This window comes from Paenibacillus sinensis, assembly GCF_019904155.1.
Lineage (GTDB): Bacteria > Bacillota > Bacilli > Paenibacillales > Paenibacillaceae > Paenibacillus_AQ > Paenibacillus_AQ sinensis.
In genome coordinates this window covers 1-14,905 of the sequence record NZ_JAHCMB010000207.1, presented here as the reverse complement: position 1 = coordinate 14,905, position 14,905 = coordinate 1, and the positions used below count along the sequence as shown (strand labels likewise).

16 protein-coding genes are annotated in these 14,905 nt (G+C 56.2%); 14 read left to right on the top strand and 2 right to left on the bottom strand.

The window, feature by feature from the left end; all coding sequences use genetic code 11:
* Window positions 1–117 precede the first annotated feature (117 nt).
* The 6 genes from tsaE to KIH86_RS25545 all read left to right on the top strand — a co-directional run bounded on the left by tsaE (window position 118) and on the right by KIH86_RS25545 (window position 5,523).
* Window positions 118–600: a tRNA (adenosine(37)-N6)-threonylcarbamoyltransferase complex ATPase subunit type 1 TsaE gene (tsaE, locus tag KIH86_RS25570; RefSeq protein WP_223085977.1), complete on the top strand. Its 483-nt coding sequence runs from the start codon at window positions 118–120 to the stop codon at window positions 598–600.
* Window positions 601–605: 5 nt separating this feature from the next.
* Window positions 606–1,442, top strand: coding sequence for a tRNA (adenosine(37)-N6)-threonylcarbamoyltransferase complex dimerization subunit type 1 TsaB (tsaB, locus tag KIH86_RS25565; protein ID WP_223085976.1), 837 nt, complete (start codon window positions 606–608; stop codon window positions 1,440–1,442).
* Window positions 1,439–1,963, top strand: coding sequence for a ribosomal protein S18-alanine N-acetyltransferase (gene rimI / locus KIH86_RS25560; protein WP_223085975.1), 525 nt, complete (start codon window positions 1,439–1,441; stop codon window positions 1,961–1,963). The genes tsaB and rimI overlap by 4 nt, the downstream gene beginning before the upstream one ends.
* The gene (tsaD, locus tag KIH86_RS25555) at window positions 1,960–3,066 is read left to right on the top strand and encodes a tRNA (adenosine(37)-N6)-threonylcarbamoyltransferase complex transferase subunit TsaD (protein WP_223085974.1); all 1,107 of its coding nucleotides are present in this window, start codon (window positions 1,960–1,962) and stop codon (window positions 3,064–3,066) included. Before rimI ends, tsaD begins: the two co-directional genes overlap by 4 nt.
* Before the next feature lie 729 nt (window positions 3,067–3,795).
* A complete protein-coding gene (locus tag KIH86_RS25550) occupies window positions 3,796–3,978 on the top strand; it encodes a hypothetical protein (protein WP_223110744.1) in 183 nt (60 codons plus the stop codon).
* A gap of 3 nt (window positions 3,979–3,981) precedes the next feature.
* Window positions 3,982–5,523, top strand: coding sequence for a 2-isopropylmalate synthase (locus KIH86_RS25545; RefSeq protein ID WP_223085973.1), 1,542 nt, complete (start codon window positions 3,982–3,984; stop codon window positions 5,521–5,523).
* A 311-nt stretch (window positions 5,524–5,834) separates the two neighbouring features.
* Here the strand turns inward: KIH86_RS25545 and KIH86_RS25540 are convergent, their stop codons facing one another.
* On the bottom strand, window positions 5,835–7,784 hold the full coding sequence (locus KIH86_RS25540; RefSeq protein WP_223085972.1) for an ABC-F family ATP-binding cassette domain-containing protein: 1,950 nt from the start codon (window positions 7,782–7,784) through the stop codon (window positions 5,835–5,837).
* 218 nt (window positions 7,785–8,002) lie between these two features.
* Here KIH86_RS25540 and KIH86_RS25535 point away from each other — a divergent pair, with 218 nt between their 5' ends.
* The 7 genes from KIH86_RS25535 (at window position 8,003) to groL (ending at window position 13,237) form a co-directional block, all read left to right on the top strand.
* A complete protein-coding gene (locus tag KIH86_RS25535; protein ID WP_223085971.1) occupies window positions 8,003–8,647 on the top strand; it encodes a 5-formyltetrahydrofolate cyclo-ligase in 645 nt (214 codons plus the stop codon).
* Window positions 8,647–9,123: a cyclic pyranopterin monophosphate synthase MoaC gene (moaC, locus tag KIH86_RS25530; protein WP_223085970.1), complete on the top strand. Its 477-nt coding sequence runs from the start codon at window positions 8,647–8,649 to the stop codon at window positions 9,121–9,123. The genes KIH86_RS25535 and moaC overlap by 1 nt, the downstream gene beginning before the upstream one ends.
* 59 nt (window positions 9,124–9,182) lie before the next feature.
* The gene (locus tag KIH86_RS25525) at window positions 9,183–9,668 is read left to right on the top strand and encodes a MogA/MoaB family molybdenum cofactor biosynthesis protein (RefSeq protein ID WP_223085969.1); all 486 of its coding nucleotides are present in this window, start codon (window positions 9,183–9,185) and stop codon (window positions 9,666–9,668) included.
* Between the two features lie 123 nt (window positions 9,669–9,791).
* Window positions 9,792–10,025: a twin-arginine translocase TatA/TatE family subunit gene (gene tatA, locus KIH86_RS25520; RefSeq protein WP_223085968.1), complete on the top strand. Its 234-nt coding sequence runs from the start codon at window positions 9,792–9,794 to the stop codon at window positions 10,023–10,025.
* Window positions 10,026–10,188: 163 nt separating this feature from the next.
* A complete protein-coding gene (gene tatC, locus KIH86_RS25515; protein ID WP_223086096.1) occupies window positions 10,189–10,938 on the top strand; it encodes a twin-arginine translocase subunit TatC in 750 nt (249 codons plus the stop codon).
* A gap of 324 nt (window positions 10,939–11,262) precedes the next feature.
* On the top strand, window positions 11,263–11,544 hold the full coding sequence (gene groES / locus KIH86_RS25510) for a co-chaperone GroES (RefSeq protein ID WP_223085967.1): 282 nt from the start codon (window positions 11,263–11,265) through the stop codon (window positions 11,542–11,544).
* A gap of 64 nt (window positions 11,545–11,608) precedes the next feature.
* Window positions 11,609–13,237: a chaperonin GroEL gene (gene groL, locus KIH86_RS25505; protein ID WP_223085966.1), complete on the top strand. Its 1,629-nt coding sequence runs from the start codon at window positions 11,609–11,611 to the stop codon at window positions 13,235–13,237.
* A 23-nt stretch (window positions 13,238–13,260) separates the two neighbouring features.
* On the opposite strand, the gene KIH86_RS25500 is transcribed toward groL, so the two are convergent.
* Window positions 13,261–14,547, bottom strand: a complete 1,287-nt coding sequence (locus KIH86_RS25500) for a site-specific integrase (protein WP_223110743.1) — start codon at window positions 14,545–14,547, stop codon at window positions 13,261–13,263.
* Window positions 14,548–14,636: 89 nt separating this feature from the next.
* Between KIH86_RS25500 and KIH86_RS30230 the strand changes: the two genes are divergently transcribed.
* Complete coding sequence (locus KIH86_RS30230; protein ID WP_223085964.1) at window positions 14,637–14,780, top strand: putative holin-like toxin; 144 nt, start codon at window positions 14,637–14,639, stop codon at window positions 14,778–14,780.
* Window positions 14,781–14,905: the final 125 nt, after the last annotated feature.

Sequence of the window (14,905 nt, the reverse complement as noted above, 5' to 3'; positions counted from 1 at the left end):
CGCGCTGCTCCTTTGTTGCGGGAAAGTGACCGGACCGATATAATAAAAAGTATTCAAAATTTTGGGCGCTGTCTGTGGACTTGGCGTCTACCCTTTATAAAAGGAAGGTTGTTGCGGGTGGAGAATAATCCGGAAGCGGTGTTCACTTACCATTCCCGCGGCCTCCGGGATACGGAGGCTTTGGCGGAATCGCTGGCGAATGCCGCCGGGGAGGGCTGGGTGATCGGCCTGGACGGCGATCTGGGCGCGGGCAAGACCGCGTTCTCGCAGAGCTTCGCCCGTCATTTGGGCGTAACGGGCATTGTGAGCAGCCCGACATTTACGATCATCAAAGAATATGCGGGACGTCTTCCGCTATACCATATGGATGTCTACCGTCTGTCTCTTCCGGAGGCGGACGAGCTGGGACTGGATGAATATTTCTACGGACAGGGCGTCTGCCTTGTCGAGTGGAGCAGCTTGATCGCGGAGCTGATGCCGGAGCGGCATCTGCATATCTTTCTGGAGACGGCCGGACCGGAAGAACGCGTAATTACAGTGGCCGGAACCGGAGAGCCTTATGCGGACATCTGCCGGGGTCTGATACAGAAGTGGGGTTAATCAGCATGGACAATGATAATAAAGGGCCGCGCAAGCGGCTTTTGGCGTTGGATACAGCGACGGCGACGCTGGGAGTGGCCGTAACAGAAGGCGGCGGTGTGGTGCATGAAATCAACGCGTCGGGCGAGCGCAACCATTCGGTGCATCTGCTCCCTATTATAGGCCGGGCGCTTGAGGACTCGGGAGGCGCGGGCGCCTTGGACGGCATCGCCGTCGGTCTTGGTCCGGGTTCCTACACGGGAACCCGGATTGCCGTGACGGCCGCCAAGTCGCTGGCCTGGGCCTGGAAGCTTCCCGCCGTGGGCATATCCACCCTCCAGTCGCTGGCCTGGGGCGGGTGGAGCGCCGCCAAGCGGGAAGAAGCCGGCAGCAGCGTGGCGGCCGGCACGGACGGGGCCCCCGCCGGGGGGCCCGACTGGATCGTGCCGCTGCTGGATGCGCGGCGCGGGCAGGTGTACACGGCCCTGTTCGAGGCCGTGCCCGGAGCCGCTCCGCGACGGCTTGAGGAAGACCGCATCCGCCTGATGGCGGATTTCACGGTCTTCCTGGCCGAGGCCGCGGAGAAGGCGGCGGCCCGGGGGGAGAAGCCGGGCCGGGTGTTCTTCGTCGGCGAGACGGCAGTTCACGCCCGCGCCGAGACGCTCGCGCCGCTTGAAGGGCGCGCAGAATGGACGGCGATGCCGTATGAGCTGGAGGGCCGATGGATCGGCTTCCTGGGCGAAGAGCGGATCGCCAGGGGAGAGCAGGATGACATCCACGGGCTCATCCCGAATTATACGCAGCTGGCGGAAGCGGAAGCCAACCTGCTCCGAAACGGCAAAGGAGGCGTGAAACCGGTATGACGGAAGCGGAAGCGGCGAAAGAGCGGGAAGACGGACTCGAATTCCGTCTGATGAAGCTGGACGATATCCCGTCGATTCTGGTGATCGAACGGGAAGCCTTTACGATGCCCTGGACGGAGGAAGCGTTCCGGAACGAGCTCACGCACAATCATTTTGCCAAATATATGGTTATGGAATATGAGGGAGCCATCATCGGATACGCGGGCATGTGGGCGATCGTGGATGAGGCGCATGTTACCAATATCGCGCTTCTGGCCGCTTATCGTGGACGGAAATGGGGTGATCGCCTGCTGGACGAGCTGATGAAGACCGCTTCCTATCTCGGCATGAAGTCAATCACGCTGGAGGTCCGGGTAACGAACGAGGTCGCCCAGAATCTGTATCGCAAAAAAGGCTTCAGTCCCGCAGGCGTGCGCAAGGGCTATTATTCCGACAACCGGGAGGATGCGCTCATTATGTGGGCGGAGCTTCCGTCCTACCAGGGTTATGGAATAGAGGAAGGAAGAGTGGAACTGGAATGAGCAATCAAGCGGGCGGAGACAAGCCTGTCTATATATTGGCTATCGAGACGAGCTGCGACGAGACGTCGGCGGCAGTCGTCAGGAACGGCAGCGAGGTGCTGTCGAATATCATCTCAAGCCAGATCGAGACCCACCGCGCTTTCGGCGGAGTTGTGCCGGAGGTTGCGTCGCGCAAGCATGTGGAGGTTATTACCCTCATTGTGGAGGAGGCGCTGACGAAGGCGGGAATTACGCCGGAGGAACTGGACGCCGTTGCCGTTACACAGGGGCCGGGTCTTGTCGGCGCGCTGCTGGTCGGCGTTGTGGCGGCGAAAAGCCTGGCGCTTGCCTGGAACAAGCCTCTGATCGGAACTCATCATATTGCGGGGCATATTTACGCCGGCCGTCTGGTGGGCGAATTGAAATATCCGTGCATGGCGCTGGTCGCCTCCGGTGGTCATACGGAGCTGGTCAGTCTGGAATCGGAAGGGCGCTTCCGCATTATCGGACGCACGCGGGACGACGCCGTTGGGGAAGCCTATGACAAGGTGGCCCGGGCGCTCGGCTTTCCCTATCCGGGAGGACCGCATGTGGACAAGCTGGCTCACGAGGCGGAGAAGGCGGAGGCGCTGCCGCGCGTATGGCTGGAGCCGGATTCCTTCGACTTCAGCCTGAGCGGTCTGAAATCGGCGGTGCTGAATCTGGTGAATCAGAGCCGGATGAAGGGGCAGGAGCCTGATGTGGGGGCAATAGCCCGTGGCTTTCAGGAGTCGGTTGTTGAAGTCCTCGTGGAAAAAGCGGTCCGCGCCGTCTCCGTAACAAAGGCCCGGCAGCTGCTGCTCTGCGGCGGAGTCGCCGCCAATCGCGGCCTGCGGGAAGCTCTGGCGGAACGCTGCCGCAAGGAAGGGATCGAGCTGATCATTCCGCCTTCCGTCTACTGCACCGACAATGCCGCCATGATCGGGGCGGCAGCCTACCCGAAATGGGTGCATGACGGCGGTACGCCGCTTGATCTGGTAGCCGACCCCGGCTTGTCGCTGGAGGAGTGGTCTGTCGGTTCTGGCAAACCTCAGGAACAGAAGCCTCAGGGAACTATTGACAGCCGCGAGGATCAGCGCGTATAATCATGAGCAACCATATGGATAAACGCGATGAACGGAAGCAGTAGGGATATTTCCGGGATCAAGAGAGCTGCGGGTTGGTGCGACGCAGCCGAAGGAAACCTGAACTCGTCCGGGAGCGGAGCGGCGGAAGACAGAAGATCAGCCTTGTACGCATGGAACATGCGCAAGGGATGACTTCACCCGGCAGTGCACAGCCGGAGGAGAATACGCCGCTACGAGTCGTCCCCGTGAACGGACGGCCGCATGAGAAGCATCTGCATTGGCAGCTTCGATTCATGCGGTGGCAAAGTTGGATCTGCCCTCCCGGGCCGCCTGACCGGCGACCGGAAGACGTATGATCAACAAGAGTGGTACCGCGAAGGCACAGCCTGTCGTCTCTTGATGAGACGGCGGGCTTTTTTTGTTGGAGTCGTGACAACTGATATTGAACATAACGAACAAACGCGATGAACGGGAGCAGTAGAGGGAAGAAGGTCTGTCAGAGAGCCGCGGAAATGGTGCAACGCGGCGGCCATCCCCCTTGAATCTCGCCCGGAAGCGTGTCGGAGGAACCCGCGCAGCCCAAAGGCCATACAGGCTTGAAGGCCGCCCCGCGTCTCCCCGGTCCCGGCAGGTGCGGCCGCATCAGGGACTGAGGAAGGCGAGCCGGATGCGCGCAGCAGTACGCCGACCTACGGCCCGTCCCCGTTACCGGACCTTTCCCGTCAGGGTTCAGCCGCGTATCGGCGGATGGACTATAGCGGGAAAGATGAGCTGGCCGCCCGGCTTCCGCAGAACCGCGGAGCAGGCGTCAAGAAGAGTGGTACCGCGGAGGGGAAACCCGCCGTCTCTTTAACCGAAGAGACGGCGGGTTTTTTGTATTCGGCGGAAGTCCTGATGTACAACTATAGTTCAAAAAAATTGGAGGAATGAATCATGAGAAGCCCAATTGAAGCGCAGCGCAGAACGATCCAAATTTTCGATACGACGCTCAGAGACGGTGAGCAGGCACCGGGAGCGAGTCTGACACCGGAGCAAAAAATCGTCCTCGCCGGCAAGCTGGCGGATCTCGGCGTGGATGTGCTGGAGCCGGGATTTCCGGTATCGAGCCCCGGCGATTTCGCCGCGGTGCAGGCGATCTCCCGCCAAATCCGGAACGCCGAAATCTGCGGCTTCGCGAGGGCGGTCAGAGGCGATATTGATGCCGCTGTGAAGGCGACAATGGATGCGGAGAGACGGCGCATTCACCTGTTCATCTCCTCCTCGGATATCCATCTGCGTCACCAGCTGCGCAAGAGCCGCGCCGAGGTTGTCGCGACGGCAAGGGAAATGACGGCTTACGCCCGAAAGTTCTGCGACACTGTGGAATTCACCGCCATGGATGCGGCCCGTACCGGTATCGACGACCTGATCGAAATGATCGAGGCGGTTATTGAGGAGGGCGCGACGATCATCAATCTGCCCGACACGGTCGGTTACGCGCTGCCGAATGAATATGGCGAGATGTTCCGCCGGGTCCGTCAAGGCGCAAGAGGCGGCGACAAGGTTCTCTACAGCGCCCACTGTCACAACGATCTGGGGCTGGCTGCTGCGAACAGCCTGGCCGCGATCGAGGGGGGAGCCTCGCAGATTGAGGTGACCGTCAACGGCGTCGGGGAGCGGACAGGGAACTGTGCGATAGAAGAGCTCGCCATGGCGCTGGAGACCCGGGGCGAAGCGATGGGCGCGAAGACGAATCTTGTCCTCGGCAAGCTGTACGAGACCTCGCGTCTGGTAAGCGAGATGATGCATTTTCCGATCCCCTATAACAAACCGGTTGTCGGACGGAATGCATTCCAGCACGAATCCGGCATTCACCAGGATGGCCTGCTGAAGGACCGGAGCACCTATGAAATTATGGACCCCGAGAAGCTCGGCATTCCGCGCAGCATGATCATTCTCGGCAAGCATTCCGGACGGCATGCGCTGAAGGACCGGACCGCGAAGTACGGCATTTCGCTTGATCCCGGCGAGCTGGAGTCGCTGTACGAGGTGTTCAAGGAGACGGCCGACCGTCAGAAGACCGTAAGCGACGAGCAGCTGCTGCAGATGATCAGCCAGTCGACGGGACGGGTTACCGGCAGATATGAGCTCGGGGATGTGCAGGTGCTGGCCGGAAGCGCACCTCGCCGGGTGGCGGCGGTGACCGTCCGCAATGTAGTGACAGGTGCCGAGAGCAGCCACACGAGCATCGGAGAGGGACCGCTCGAAGCGGTTATTGCGGCCATTTCTCAGGCAATTGACGAGCAGGTCACTTTCGCGGGGCTGGAGCTGCATTCGCTCGGCAAGGGGGAAGATGCCTATGGCGAAGCGGCCGTCGATGTGGAGTGGAACGGGGCTCGTCACAGAGGAACTGCCATTCATCAGGATATCGTCATGGCGGCGGGGCTGGCCTACATTGCCGCCTGCAATGCCGCGCTGCTGACGCCGGTTCAATAAAAGATATATATAGGCGCGATTTGTCAACCTGTGGACAAGGTTATCCACATATTCCGGCAGTTTTGTGTAAAAAACGTGTAAAACCAGAATTTACGCACCTTTTTTTGAACACTGGTTAAGGGTACAAGTAATCAACAGCCAGACTGAAGAAAATGTGGATAATGTGGATAAAGCGGTGGATAAAAAGTACTTGACACCTGTGAACTGCGATTTTAAGCCTAAAAAAGGACCCGAGGGTCCTTTTTTTAGTACCAGTTATGCACGAAATCTGGGGACAATCTTGTGGATAAAGAATATGCGGAGTGTAAAAATTATTCTTCGGCAAGATTTTCCCATTCGCTGAAATAATCGGCAAGTGTCTGCTTTTTGCTGTTAAGCTCCGTCTCATGGCCTTGAAGCGCCATATAATCCTGATATACCTCAGGCTTCGTCATTTCATGCTCGATTTCAGAGATTTCCGTCTCGAGCTGCGAGATTGCATTCTCCAGCTCGGATATGCGCCGCTGGCGGCTGCGCTCTTCGCGTTTGGCCTGTTTGTCAGCCTCATATGAAGAGGCGCCTTTGTCGGCCGGCTGGATATCCTTGGCCGCTCCGGCGGGCGAAGGAGAAGACATGCTGCTCTCCGCCTCGCTGGCAAGATCCTCCAGCTCGCTTTTCTTGGCGATATAGTCGTCGTAGTTCCCGAGATACTGGTCGATTCCCTCCGGATGAAGCTCCAGCACGCGCTCCGCCATTTTATTGAGGAAATAGCGGTCATGGGAAATGAACAGCAGCGTACCCTCGAAATCGATCAGCGCCGATTCCAGCACCTCGCGGCTGACCAGATCAAGATGGTTGGTCGGTTCATCGAGAATCAGCATATTCGCTCCGCGCAGCATGAGCTTGGAGAGCGCGACCCGCGCCTTCTCGCCGCCGCTGAGCGCGGAGACCTTCTTCTGCACATCCTCGCCGCTGAACAGGAAATTTCCGAGTATGGTCCGGATTCGCGCCTCTTCGAGCATCGGATATTCGCTCCACAGCTCCTCCAGCACCGTGTTATGCGGATTCAGGCGGGTCTGCTCCTGGTCGTAATAGCCCAGCTTGACCTTCGCGCCCCAGTTCACGGTTCCGGCGGACGGTTCCCGGCTGCCGATGAGACACTGCAGGAGCGTCGACTTCCCGATTCCGTTCGGACCGATCAGTGCGGCTGTCTCACCCCGCCGGAGCTCGAAGGAAGCGTTCCTGAACAGCGGCGAGCTGTCGCCGAAGCGCACGGCTACATCCCGGACCTGGAGCACCTCCCGGCCGGAATGGAAGCTGGGCTCGAAGGAGAAGCTGGCCTTCTTCAGCTCGCCGAGCGGCCGGTCGATCCGCTCCATCTTATCCAGCATTTTGCGGCGGCTCTGCGCCCGCTTGGTGGTAGAGGCCCGTACGATATTTCGCTGCACGAACTCTTCCAGACGGGCGATTTCGTCCTGCTGCTTCTCGTACTGCTTCAGCTTGCTCTCGTATTCGGCTTCCTTCAAATCCACATAGCGGCTGTAATTGCCTGTATAGCGGTGCGATTGATGACGCTCGATTTCAACGATGGTCGTAACCAGCCGGTCCAGGAAATACCGGTCATGGGAGACGACCAGGATGCCGCCGGCGTATCCCCGGAGGTAATCCTCCAGCCAGGTCAGCGTCTCGATGTCGAGATGGTTGGTCGGCTCGTCCAGCATCAGCAGATCGGGAGCCTGCAGGAGAATGCGGGCCAGCGCCAGCCGGGTCTTCTGTCCGCCGCTGAGCGTATTGATCGGGGTATCCGGCGGGAACTCACCGAAGCCCATTCCGTGCAGCACGCTGCGAATCCGCGTGTTCATCTCATAGCCGCCGTGATCCTTGAACCAGTCCGAGCGCAGGGCGTAGCGCTCCAGCAGCTCGGCGTAGCCTTTCTCATCTGCGGCTGCCTCCGGATCGGCGATCCGATTCTCCAGTTCCCGAAGCTCGGCCTCCGCCTGGAGCAGCGGCTCGAAGACGGCCAGCATCTCCGCCTGGATCGTCCGGTCCGACTGGAGGCCGCTGTTCTGGGCCAGATAGCCGACGGTCGTTTCTTTCGATTTATAGATTTGGCCGCCGTCATAAGACAGCTCTCCGGCCAGAATCTTCAGCAGGGTCGATTTACCCGCGCCGTTGACGCCGACAAGTCCGACCCGTTCTTTTTCATTCACCTGGAGATTGATGCCCTCCAGTACGGGCTGAATGCCGTATAGCTTGGTAATTCCTGTCGCTTGAAGAAGCATAGTTAACGCAAACCTCCACCCTCTGGGACTCACAGGGAAGTTATTCCCACCTATATGAATGCACCATTATTCCTACTCTAGTGTACATGAAAAGACTTTTTTGCGCGAGGTCAAAGGGTTCCCGGCGTCCCTTGGCGAATGTTGAACAAGAGTGGTACACTAGAAGATAATCTAGAGCATTACTGCCCATGACAACAATTGCTTAGGGAGGCGGAAGAGTGACGGACTGTAATCTGCGGCTCGCCGCTTCAAAGCGTGAGCTGCGCGCCGCCGCGGGTGCCGCAAGGGGAACCCTGAGCGTCTTGGACAGACAGGAACGCTCCGCCCTTGCATGCCGCCATGCCTGGAACTTCGTGGAGACGGCCGGGGCGGAGTCGGTGATGGCTTACGCGCCTATTCGCTCGGAGCTGGATGTGCGCCCTCTGATCGAGAGCTGCTGGCAGACTGGCCGGAATGTCATTCTGCCAAGGGTCCATTCGGATACCGGCACGCTGTCGCTGCATCCGACAGGCTCCTGGCATGAGCTGGTCCAAGGGACTTACGGTATTTTCGAACCGGCGGCGGATTCGCCTGAACTGGATGAAGACGTCAGACCGGCCGTCATTTTTGTGCCAGGACTGGCCTTCGATTTACGGGGCGGCCGGCTGGGCTACGGCCGTGGATACTACGATCGGCTCCTTGCGCGCCTTAAGGCAGGGGACAACGGCGGAACCGGCGAAGCAAGCACGGTCTGGATCGGACTGGCTTACGCTGCGCAGCTAATTCCCGAGGTGCCTATGGATGCTCATGATGCGTTCATGGATTTTCTGATCACCGAGGACGGAATTGTGGACTGCCGAAGGAAGGAAAGGGACGGCGGCTAATGGAAATGACTCATTTTAACGAGCAGGGACGAGCCCGGATGGTCGATGTCAGCGGCAAGGAAATGACAAGCCGCATCGCAGCCGCCCGAAGCCAGGTGAAGATGGCGCCGGATACGCTGGCCGCGATCAAAGAGGGCACTATCGGCAAAGGCGATGTGCTTGCGGTCGCCCAGGTGGCCGGCATCATGGCCGCGAAGAAGACCTCCGACTGGATTCCGATGTGCCACCCGCTGCCTCTGACAGGCATCGATATTGTTTTTACAGACAACAACAAAGATGAACTATATATAGAAGCCACAGTCAAGACCACAGGCCGGACAGGAGTGGAGATGGAGGCGCTGACCGCCGTGTCCGCTGCGGCTCTGACGGTCTACGATATGTGCAAGGCTCTGCAGAAGGACATGGTTATTGGGCCGACGCTGCTTGTCTCGAAGAGCGGCGGCAAGAACGGTGACTACCGGCTTGGAGAAGATTGACGGCCATGCCCGTTCCCGTTAGGTACATATGAATCGTAGAGAGGAAGGAGAACCAGCCTATGGCGTGGAAGACGGCAATCCTGACGGCCAGCGACAAAGGGGCCAGAGGCGAACGGGAGGATACGAGCGCCCAGGTCATCCGCGAACTGGTGGAGGAGGAGCTTGGAGGAGAAATCATCGAGTACCGCATCGTTCCGGATGAAGAAGATGAAATCATTGCGGCGCTCATTGAGCTGACCGATTATTTTCAGGCGGATCTTGTGCTGACGACCGGCGGCACCGAGCTGGCGATCCGGGATGTAACGCCCGAGGCGACGCGGCGGGTGATCGAGCGGGAGGTGCCGGGATTGCCCGAAGCGATGCGGAGCGCGGTCATCCACAAGAACCGGGGAGCGATGCTGTTTCGCGGCATATCCGGCATCCGTGGCCGTACGCTGATCGTCAACCTGCCGGGAACGCCGAAGGGCGTGCATGAGCATCTTGCCGCCGTTATGGACCAGCTGCCGGAGGCGCTGCTGATGGTGACCGGACAGTTCAAACAGTAAAAGGCGATTTCCTGGTCCAATGTTCAGCTTTCCGTCATCCCTATTCAATGGATATGTGATTTAGGTTATGGTATGATGAAGTTGCATATGGTTGAACGGAAGAATGGACAAGGAGGAATCGACATGTTAAACGGTATTGGTGCGCCAGGCATTATTTTGCTCGTGATCGTGGCACTGCTGCTCTTTGGGCCGAACAAGCTGCCTGAGCTCGGACGGGCTGTAGGCAGAACCTTCCGGGAGTTCAAGGAAGGAACCCGCGATATAATTGCTGATTCCGAACCGGCCAAGAGCGAGCCTGCCGCTTCCGCGGTGCCGCAGAATGCGCCTGTCTCCCTGGAGAAGCGTCAGCCGGAATAAATGCTCCGTACACCGCTGAATTCAAGCTTGCCCTGGCTGTACGAACCATGCATCACGAATGAGAAGGCGCCCATATAAGTCTAAGGACTTGGTAAGGGCGCTTTTTTTGACAGTATATTTGTAGAGATTGTGCAGGGAGGGTTTGGTCTTGGAACCTGTGGAAATGACGATTGTCGAGCATCTGACCGAGCTTCGCCGCCGAATCATCTACGTGCTGATCGTATTTGCCGCCGCTCTGGTTCTCGGCCTGTTCTGCGCGAAGCCTGTCTATGAATACCTGGTCCATGCCGAGACGGCGCAGGGTTTTGTGCTGCATGCTTTTGCCTTCTGGGACGGAATCGGCATGTATATGAAGATCGCCGTAGCCGTTGCGCTGACGGTCTCGATCCCGTTTATCGCCTATCAAATATGGGCGTTCGTGAGCCCAGGTCTTCGTCCGGCGGAGCGAAGCGCTGCTCTGCGTTATGTGCCGTACGCGCTGCTTCTGTTCATAGCGGGTTTGCTCTTCGGCTACTACATCGTGTTCCCGATGGCGCTGAACTTCACGGTGGCCGTAACCCGCGATCTGGGACTTGAAGAAACCTACGGGATTGCGCAGTATTTCAGCTTCATGTTCAATCTGGTGCTGCCGCTGGCGCTGCTGTTCGAGCTGCCGTTGATCGTCATGTTCCTGACGAAGCTGCGTATTCTGAACCCGCTGCGGCTGCGGAAGGCGCGGCGTTATGCCTATTTCGCGCTGGTCTTTATCGCGGTGGTAATCACCCCGCCCGATTTCATCTCGGACTTTCTTGTGACTGTGCCGCTGCTGGTGCTGTACGAGTTCAGCGTGTTTCTGTCGTCCGTTGTGTACCGGAAGCAGCTTGCTGCCGATGCGGCGATTGAAGCCAGGTACACTGCGGAGGGGCGCGCCTGACAGGAGCGCCGGGGATACACAGGCATATTTTGCCTGGCAGTGGATAGAATGAAAGAGAGTGCGGCCGGGACAACCCCCGCCTGGTCGTTTTTTTCCAAATTCGTCTAGAAAAAAGAGCAAAAGGACTTGAAATCCGCAGGCAAGTTCAGTAATATAAAAATTGTTGTTAGCACTATAAGGTATCGAGTGCTAACAGGACGGGAATATGCCGAAGCCGCTTAAGGCCGGCATCCTCAACGAACCGGAATGCACCGCAGGATGGGCAGCATTCCTCGACCTCTGTGTTCAAGCCAAACCACATAATTTAAAAGGAGGCTATTTTTCATGATCAAACCTTTAGGTGAACGCGTACTGGTGGAGCCGATCGAGCAGGAGGAGACCACTTCTTTCGGTATCGTGCTTCCGGACTCTGCCAAGGAGAAGCCGCAGGAAGGCAAAGTAGTTGCTGTAGGCAGCGGAGCTCTGAAAGACGGCGTTCGCGTTCCGCTCGAAGTGAAGGAAGGCGACCGCGTGATCTTCTCGAAGTATGCGGGAACTGAAATCAAGTATGAAGGCAAGGAATATTTGATTATGAAAGAAAGCGATATTCACGCGATTCTGGGCTAATCCGGATAGACGTTCATAAGCATTTCGTACCGATACTTATAATTCACAGGGAGGTTTTTTGATAATGGCAAAAGATATCAAGTTCAGTGAAGACGCCCGCCGTGCGATGCTCCGCGGTGTAGATGCTCTGGCTAATGCGGTTAAAGTAACTCTTGGACCGAAAGGCCGCAACGTGGTGCTGGAGAAGAAATTCGGCAGCCCGCTCATCACGAACGACGGTGTAACGATCGCCAAGGAAATCGAACTGGAAGATGCGTTTGAGAACATGGGCGCCCAGCTCGTTAAAGAAGTTGCGACCAAGACGAACGACGTTGCCGGCGACGGTACGACTACCGCAACCGTGCTTGCGCAAGCTCTGATCCGCGAAGGTCTGAAGAACGTAACGGCAGGCGCCAGCCCAATCGGACTGCGCAAAGGTATCGACAAAGCCGTTAAAGCGGCTGTTGCCGAGCTTCAGAACATCGCCAAGCCGGTTGAAGATTCCCAAGCCATCGCACAGGTTGCCGCTATCTCCGCAGCTGATGAAGAAGTGGGCAAACTGATCGCTGAAGCTATGGAAAAAGTGGGCAAAGACGGCGTTATCACCGTTGAAGAATCCCGCGGCTTCCTGACGGAGCTTGAAGTGGTTGAAGGCATGCAGTTCGACCGCGGTTACATTTCCCCGTACATGATTACCGACACGGACAAGATGGAAGCCGTTCTGGATAATCCGTACATCCTGATCACCGACAAGAAGATCAGCAGCACACAGGAAATCCTGCCGCTGCTTGAGAAGATCGTACAGCAGGCTCGTCCGCTGCTGATCATCGCCGAAGACATCGAAGGCGAAGCTCAAGCTATGCTGATCGTGAACAAGCTGCGCGGAACGTTCAATGCCGTTGCCGTTAAGGCTCCTGGCTTTGGCGACCGCCGTGAAGCAATGCTGCAGGATATCGCAGCTCTGACAGGCGGCCAGGTGATCACCGAGAAGCTGGGTCTGGACTTGAAGAGCACGACGGTTGACCAGCTCGGCAACGCCCGTCAAGTGCGCGTAACGAAAGAGAACACGACAATCGTGGACGGAAGCGGCGCGAAGGAAGACATCCAGGCACGCGTCAGCCAAATCCGCGCTCAACTGGAAGAAACCACTTCCGAGTTCGACAAAGAGAAGCTGCAAGAGCGTCTGGCCAAGCTGGCCGGCGGCGTAGCCGTTGTGAAAGTCGGCGCCGCTACCGAAACCGAGCTGAAAGAGCGCAAGCTGCGCATCGAAGACGCCCTGAACGCAACCCGCGCTGCGGTTGAAGAAGGCATCGTATCCGGCGGCGGTACCGCGCTGGTTAACGTATACAGCGCTGTAGCAGCTGTTGAAGCTGTAGGCGACGAGAAGACTGGCGTGAACATCGTGCTCCGCTCCCTGGAAGAGCCGATCCGCACGATCGCTGCGAACGCCGGCCAGGAAGGCTCCGTTATCGTGGAGCGCCTGAAGAAGGAAGCCATCGGCGTCGGCTACAACGCTGCTACCGATGAGTGGGTGAACATGATCGAAGCCGGTATCGTTGACCCTGCGAAGGTAACGCGCTCCGCGCTGCAGCATGCTGCATCCGTAGCCGGTCTGTTCCTGACCACGGAAGCCGTAATCGCCGACAAGCCTGAGCCTGAAAAAGGCGGCGCACCTGACATGGGCGGCATGGGCGGAATGGGCGGCATGATGTAATGTAAGGTATAAACCCTTATATATCAATGGATGAATAGCTCATCATCGTCTTTAGGTAACATTTGAGTAACAATTTGCTCATTTTCCGGAGGTTTTCTCATCAGTTCGCTGAACTTTTGAGCAGCCTCCTTTTTTCTTGTCTTCGTAATGTGAAGGTAAATTGATTTTGTTACCTTATCATCAGCGTGACCTAACCGCTCCATAATTTGTTCTAAACTTACTCCAGCTTCAGCAAGCAGTGATGTATGCGTGTGTCTCAATGAGTGTGGAGTTAGATCAGTTGGAAGGCCAGCTATGGCTAGTAACCGCGTCATTCGTATCTCGACATTTTTTATGACTCTTGGATAACCGGCATAGCGTCCTCTTCGGCAAAATACGANCCTATTCATCGTAATAACATTCTGAATCAATTTGGTAATCTCGTGATCGATATCAATATCACGAATAGACGATTTTGTCTTTGGAGTATGAATCTTAAATTTCTTGTAGTTATTATGTGGATTGTATAGTGTCTTGGTTATTTTAATTTGATCTTCCTCTATGTTGATATTCGTTTCATTCAGTGCGCACAGTTCGCCTACACGCATGCCTGTATACGCAATAGTCATGAAAATCTCGTAGTCAGATTCTAGTCCAAATGTTCGTGCTGTTTCTAGGAACAACTCCAGATCATCTCTCTCCAGGTATTTTGGGATTTCACTGTTATTCTCTATATCCTCAACCGTTCGTACATCGTCCGGAACATAAGCGCCTACTGTGGGGTCAACGGTAATCGCATTGTACTTAAGTCCGTATTCAAAGATCATTCCAGCTGTCGTATGAATTCCTTTCAATGTATTATGAGACAGTGACTTTTCAATATCTTCTATATCTTTTCCTTCCTTTAGGTTGATTAGAGCCTGTTGATAATCTTCATCCGTAATATCACGTGCCACTTTATCTTTGAGCACAAGTATGAGGTTTGACATCTCATTTTTTCTAATCCGGATCGTTCCGTCTTTTTTTGTTTTTCCATGTGTCTGATACTTTTCCATCCAGCGATTTGCAAGTTCTTCGAAAGTCCAGTTTATTTTCTGTTCCTTCTTCTTCTTACCGGGTAGAACTTCTCCACGTTTATGCTGATCCATGATGATGGCTGCTGCCGCTTCTGCATCTGCCTTAGTTTCAAAGCCTCCTTTTTTCTTCTGATTCCTAGATCCATCCGGTTTCTTTCCCAAATCGACTATGTACGTCCACTTGGCGCCGCACTTGCATTTCTTCTTATTCAGTCCCGGGCATTTGCAATAAGGCTTATAATAGTGACCTTTCATCCTTGTTGTGCCTCCTTATCTGTCTATGCCTGTATTGTAGTGGAGGTAACAGAAAAAGACCATACACCGAAGTGCATGGCCCTGATATAATGTTGGTTGTACAACGGCATAAGGGCGGTCGGCTAATCTCCCGGAAGGGAGGTGATGCCATGGAGGTTAAAGACACGCTGATGTTGATGATTCAATTCTCAACACTGGTGATACTGATTCTTTCCTTCAATAAACGTAAATAGACCGCCCTCAGGTCAAGGATGACGGTCTATTTATGTGGATCTCACTTTGCACGCCGACCGCTCTTATAGCGGGTTGTAAAGGAGTCGTGTTCCAGCACGGATCCTTATTTATTTTATCTTAGCAT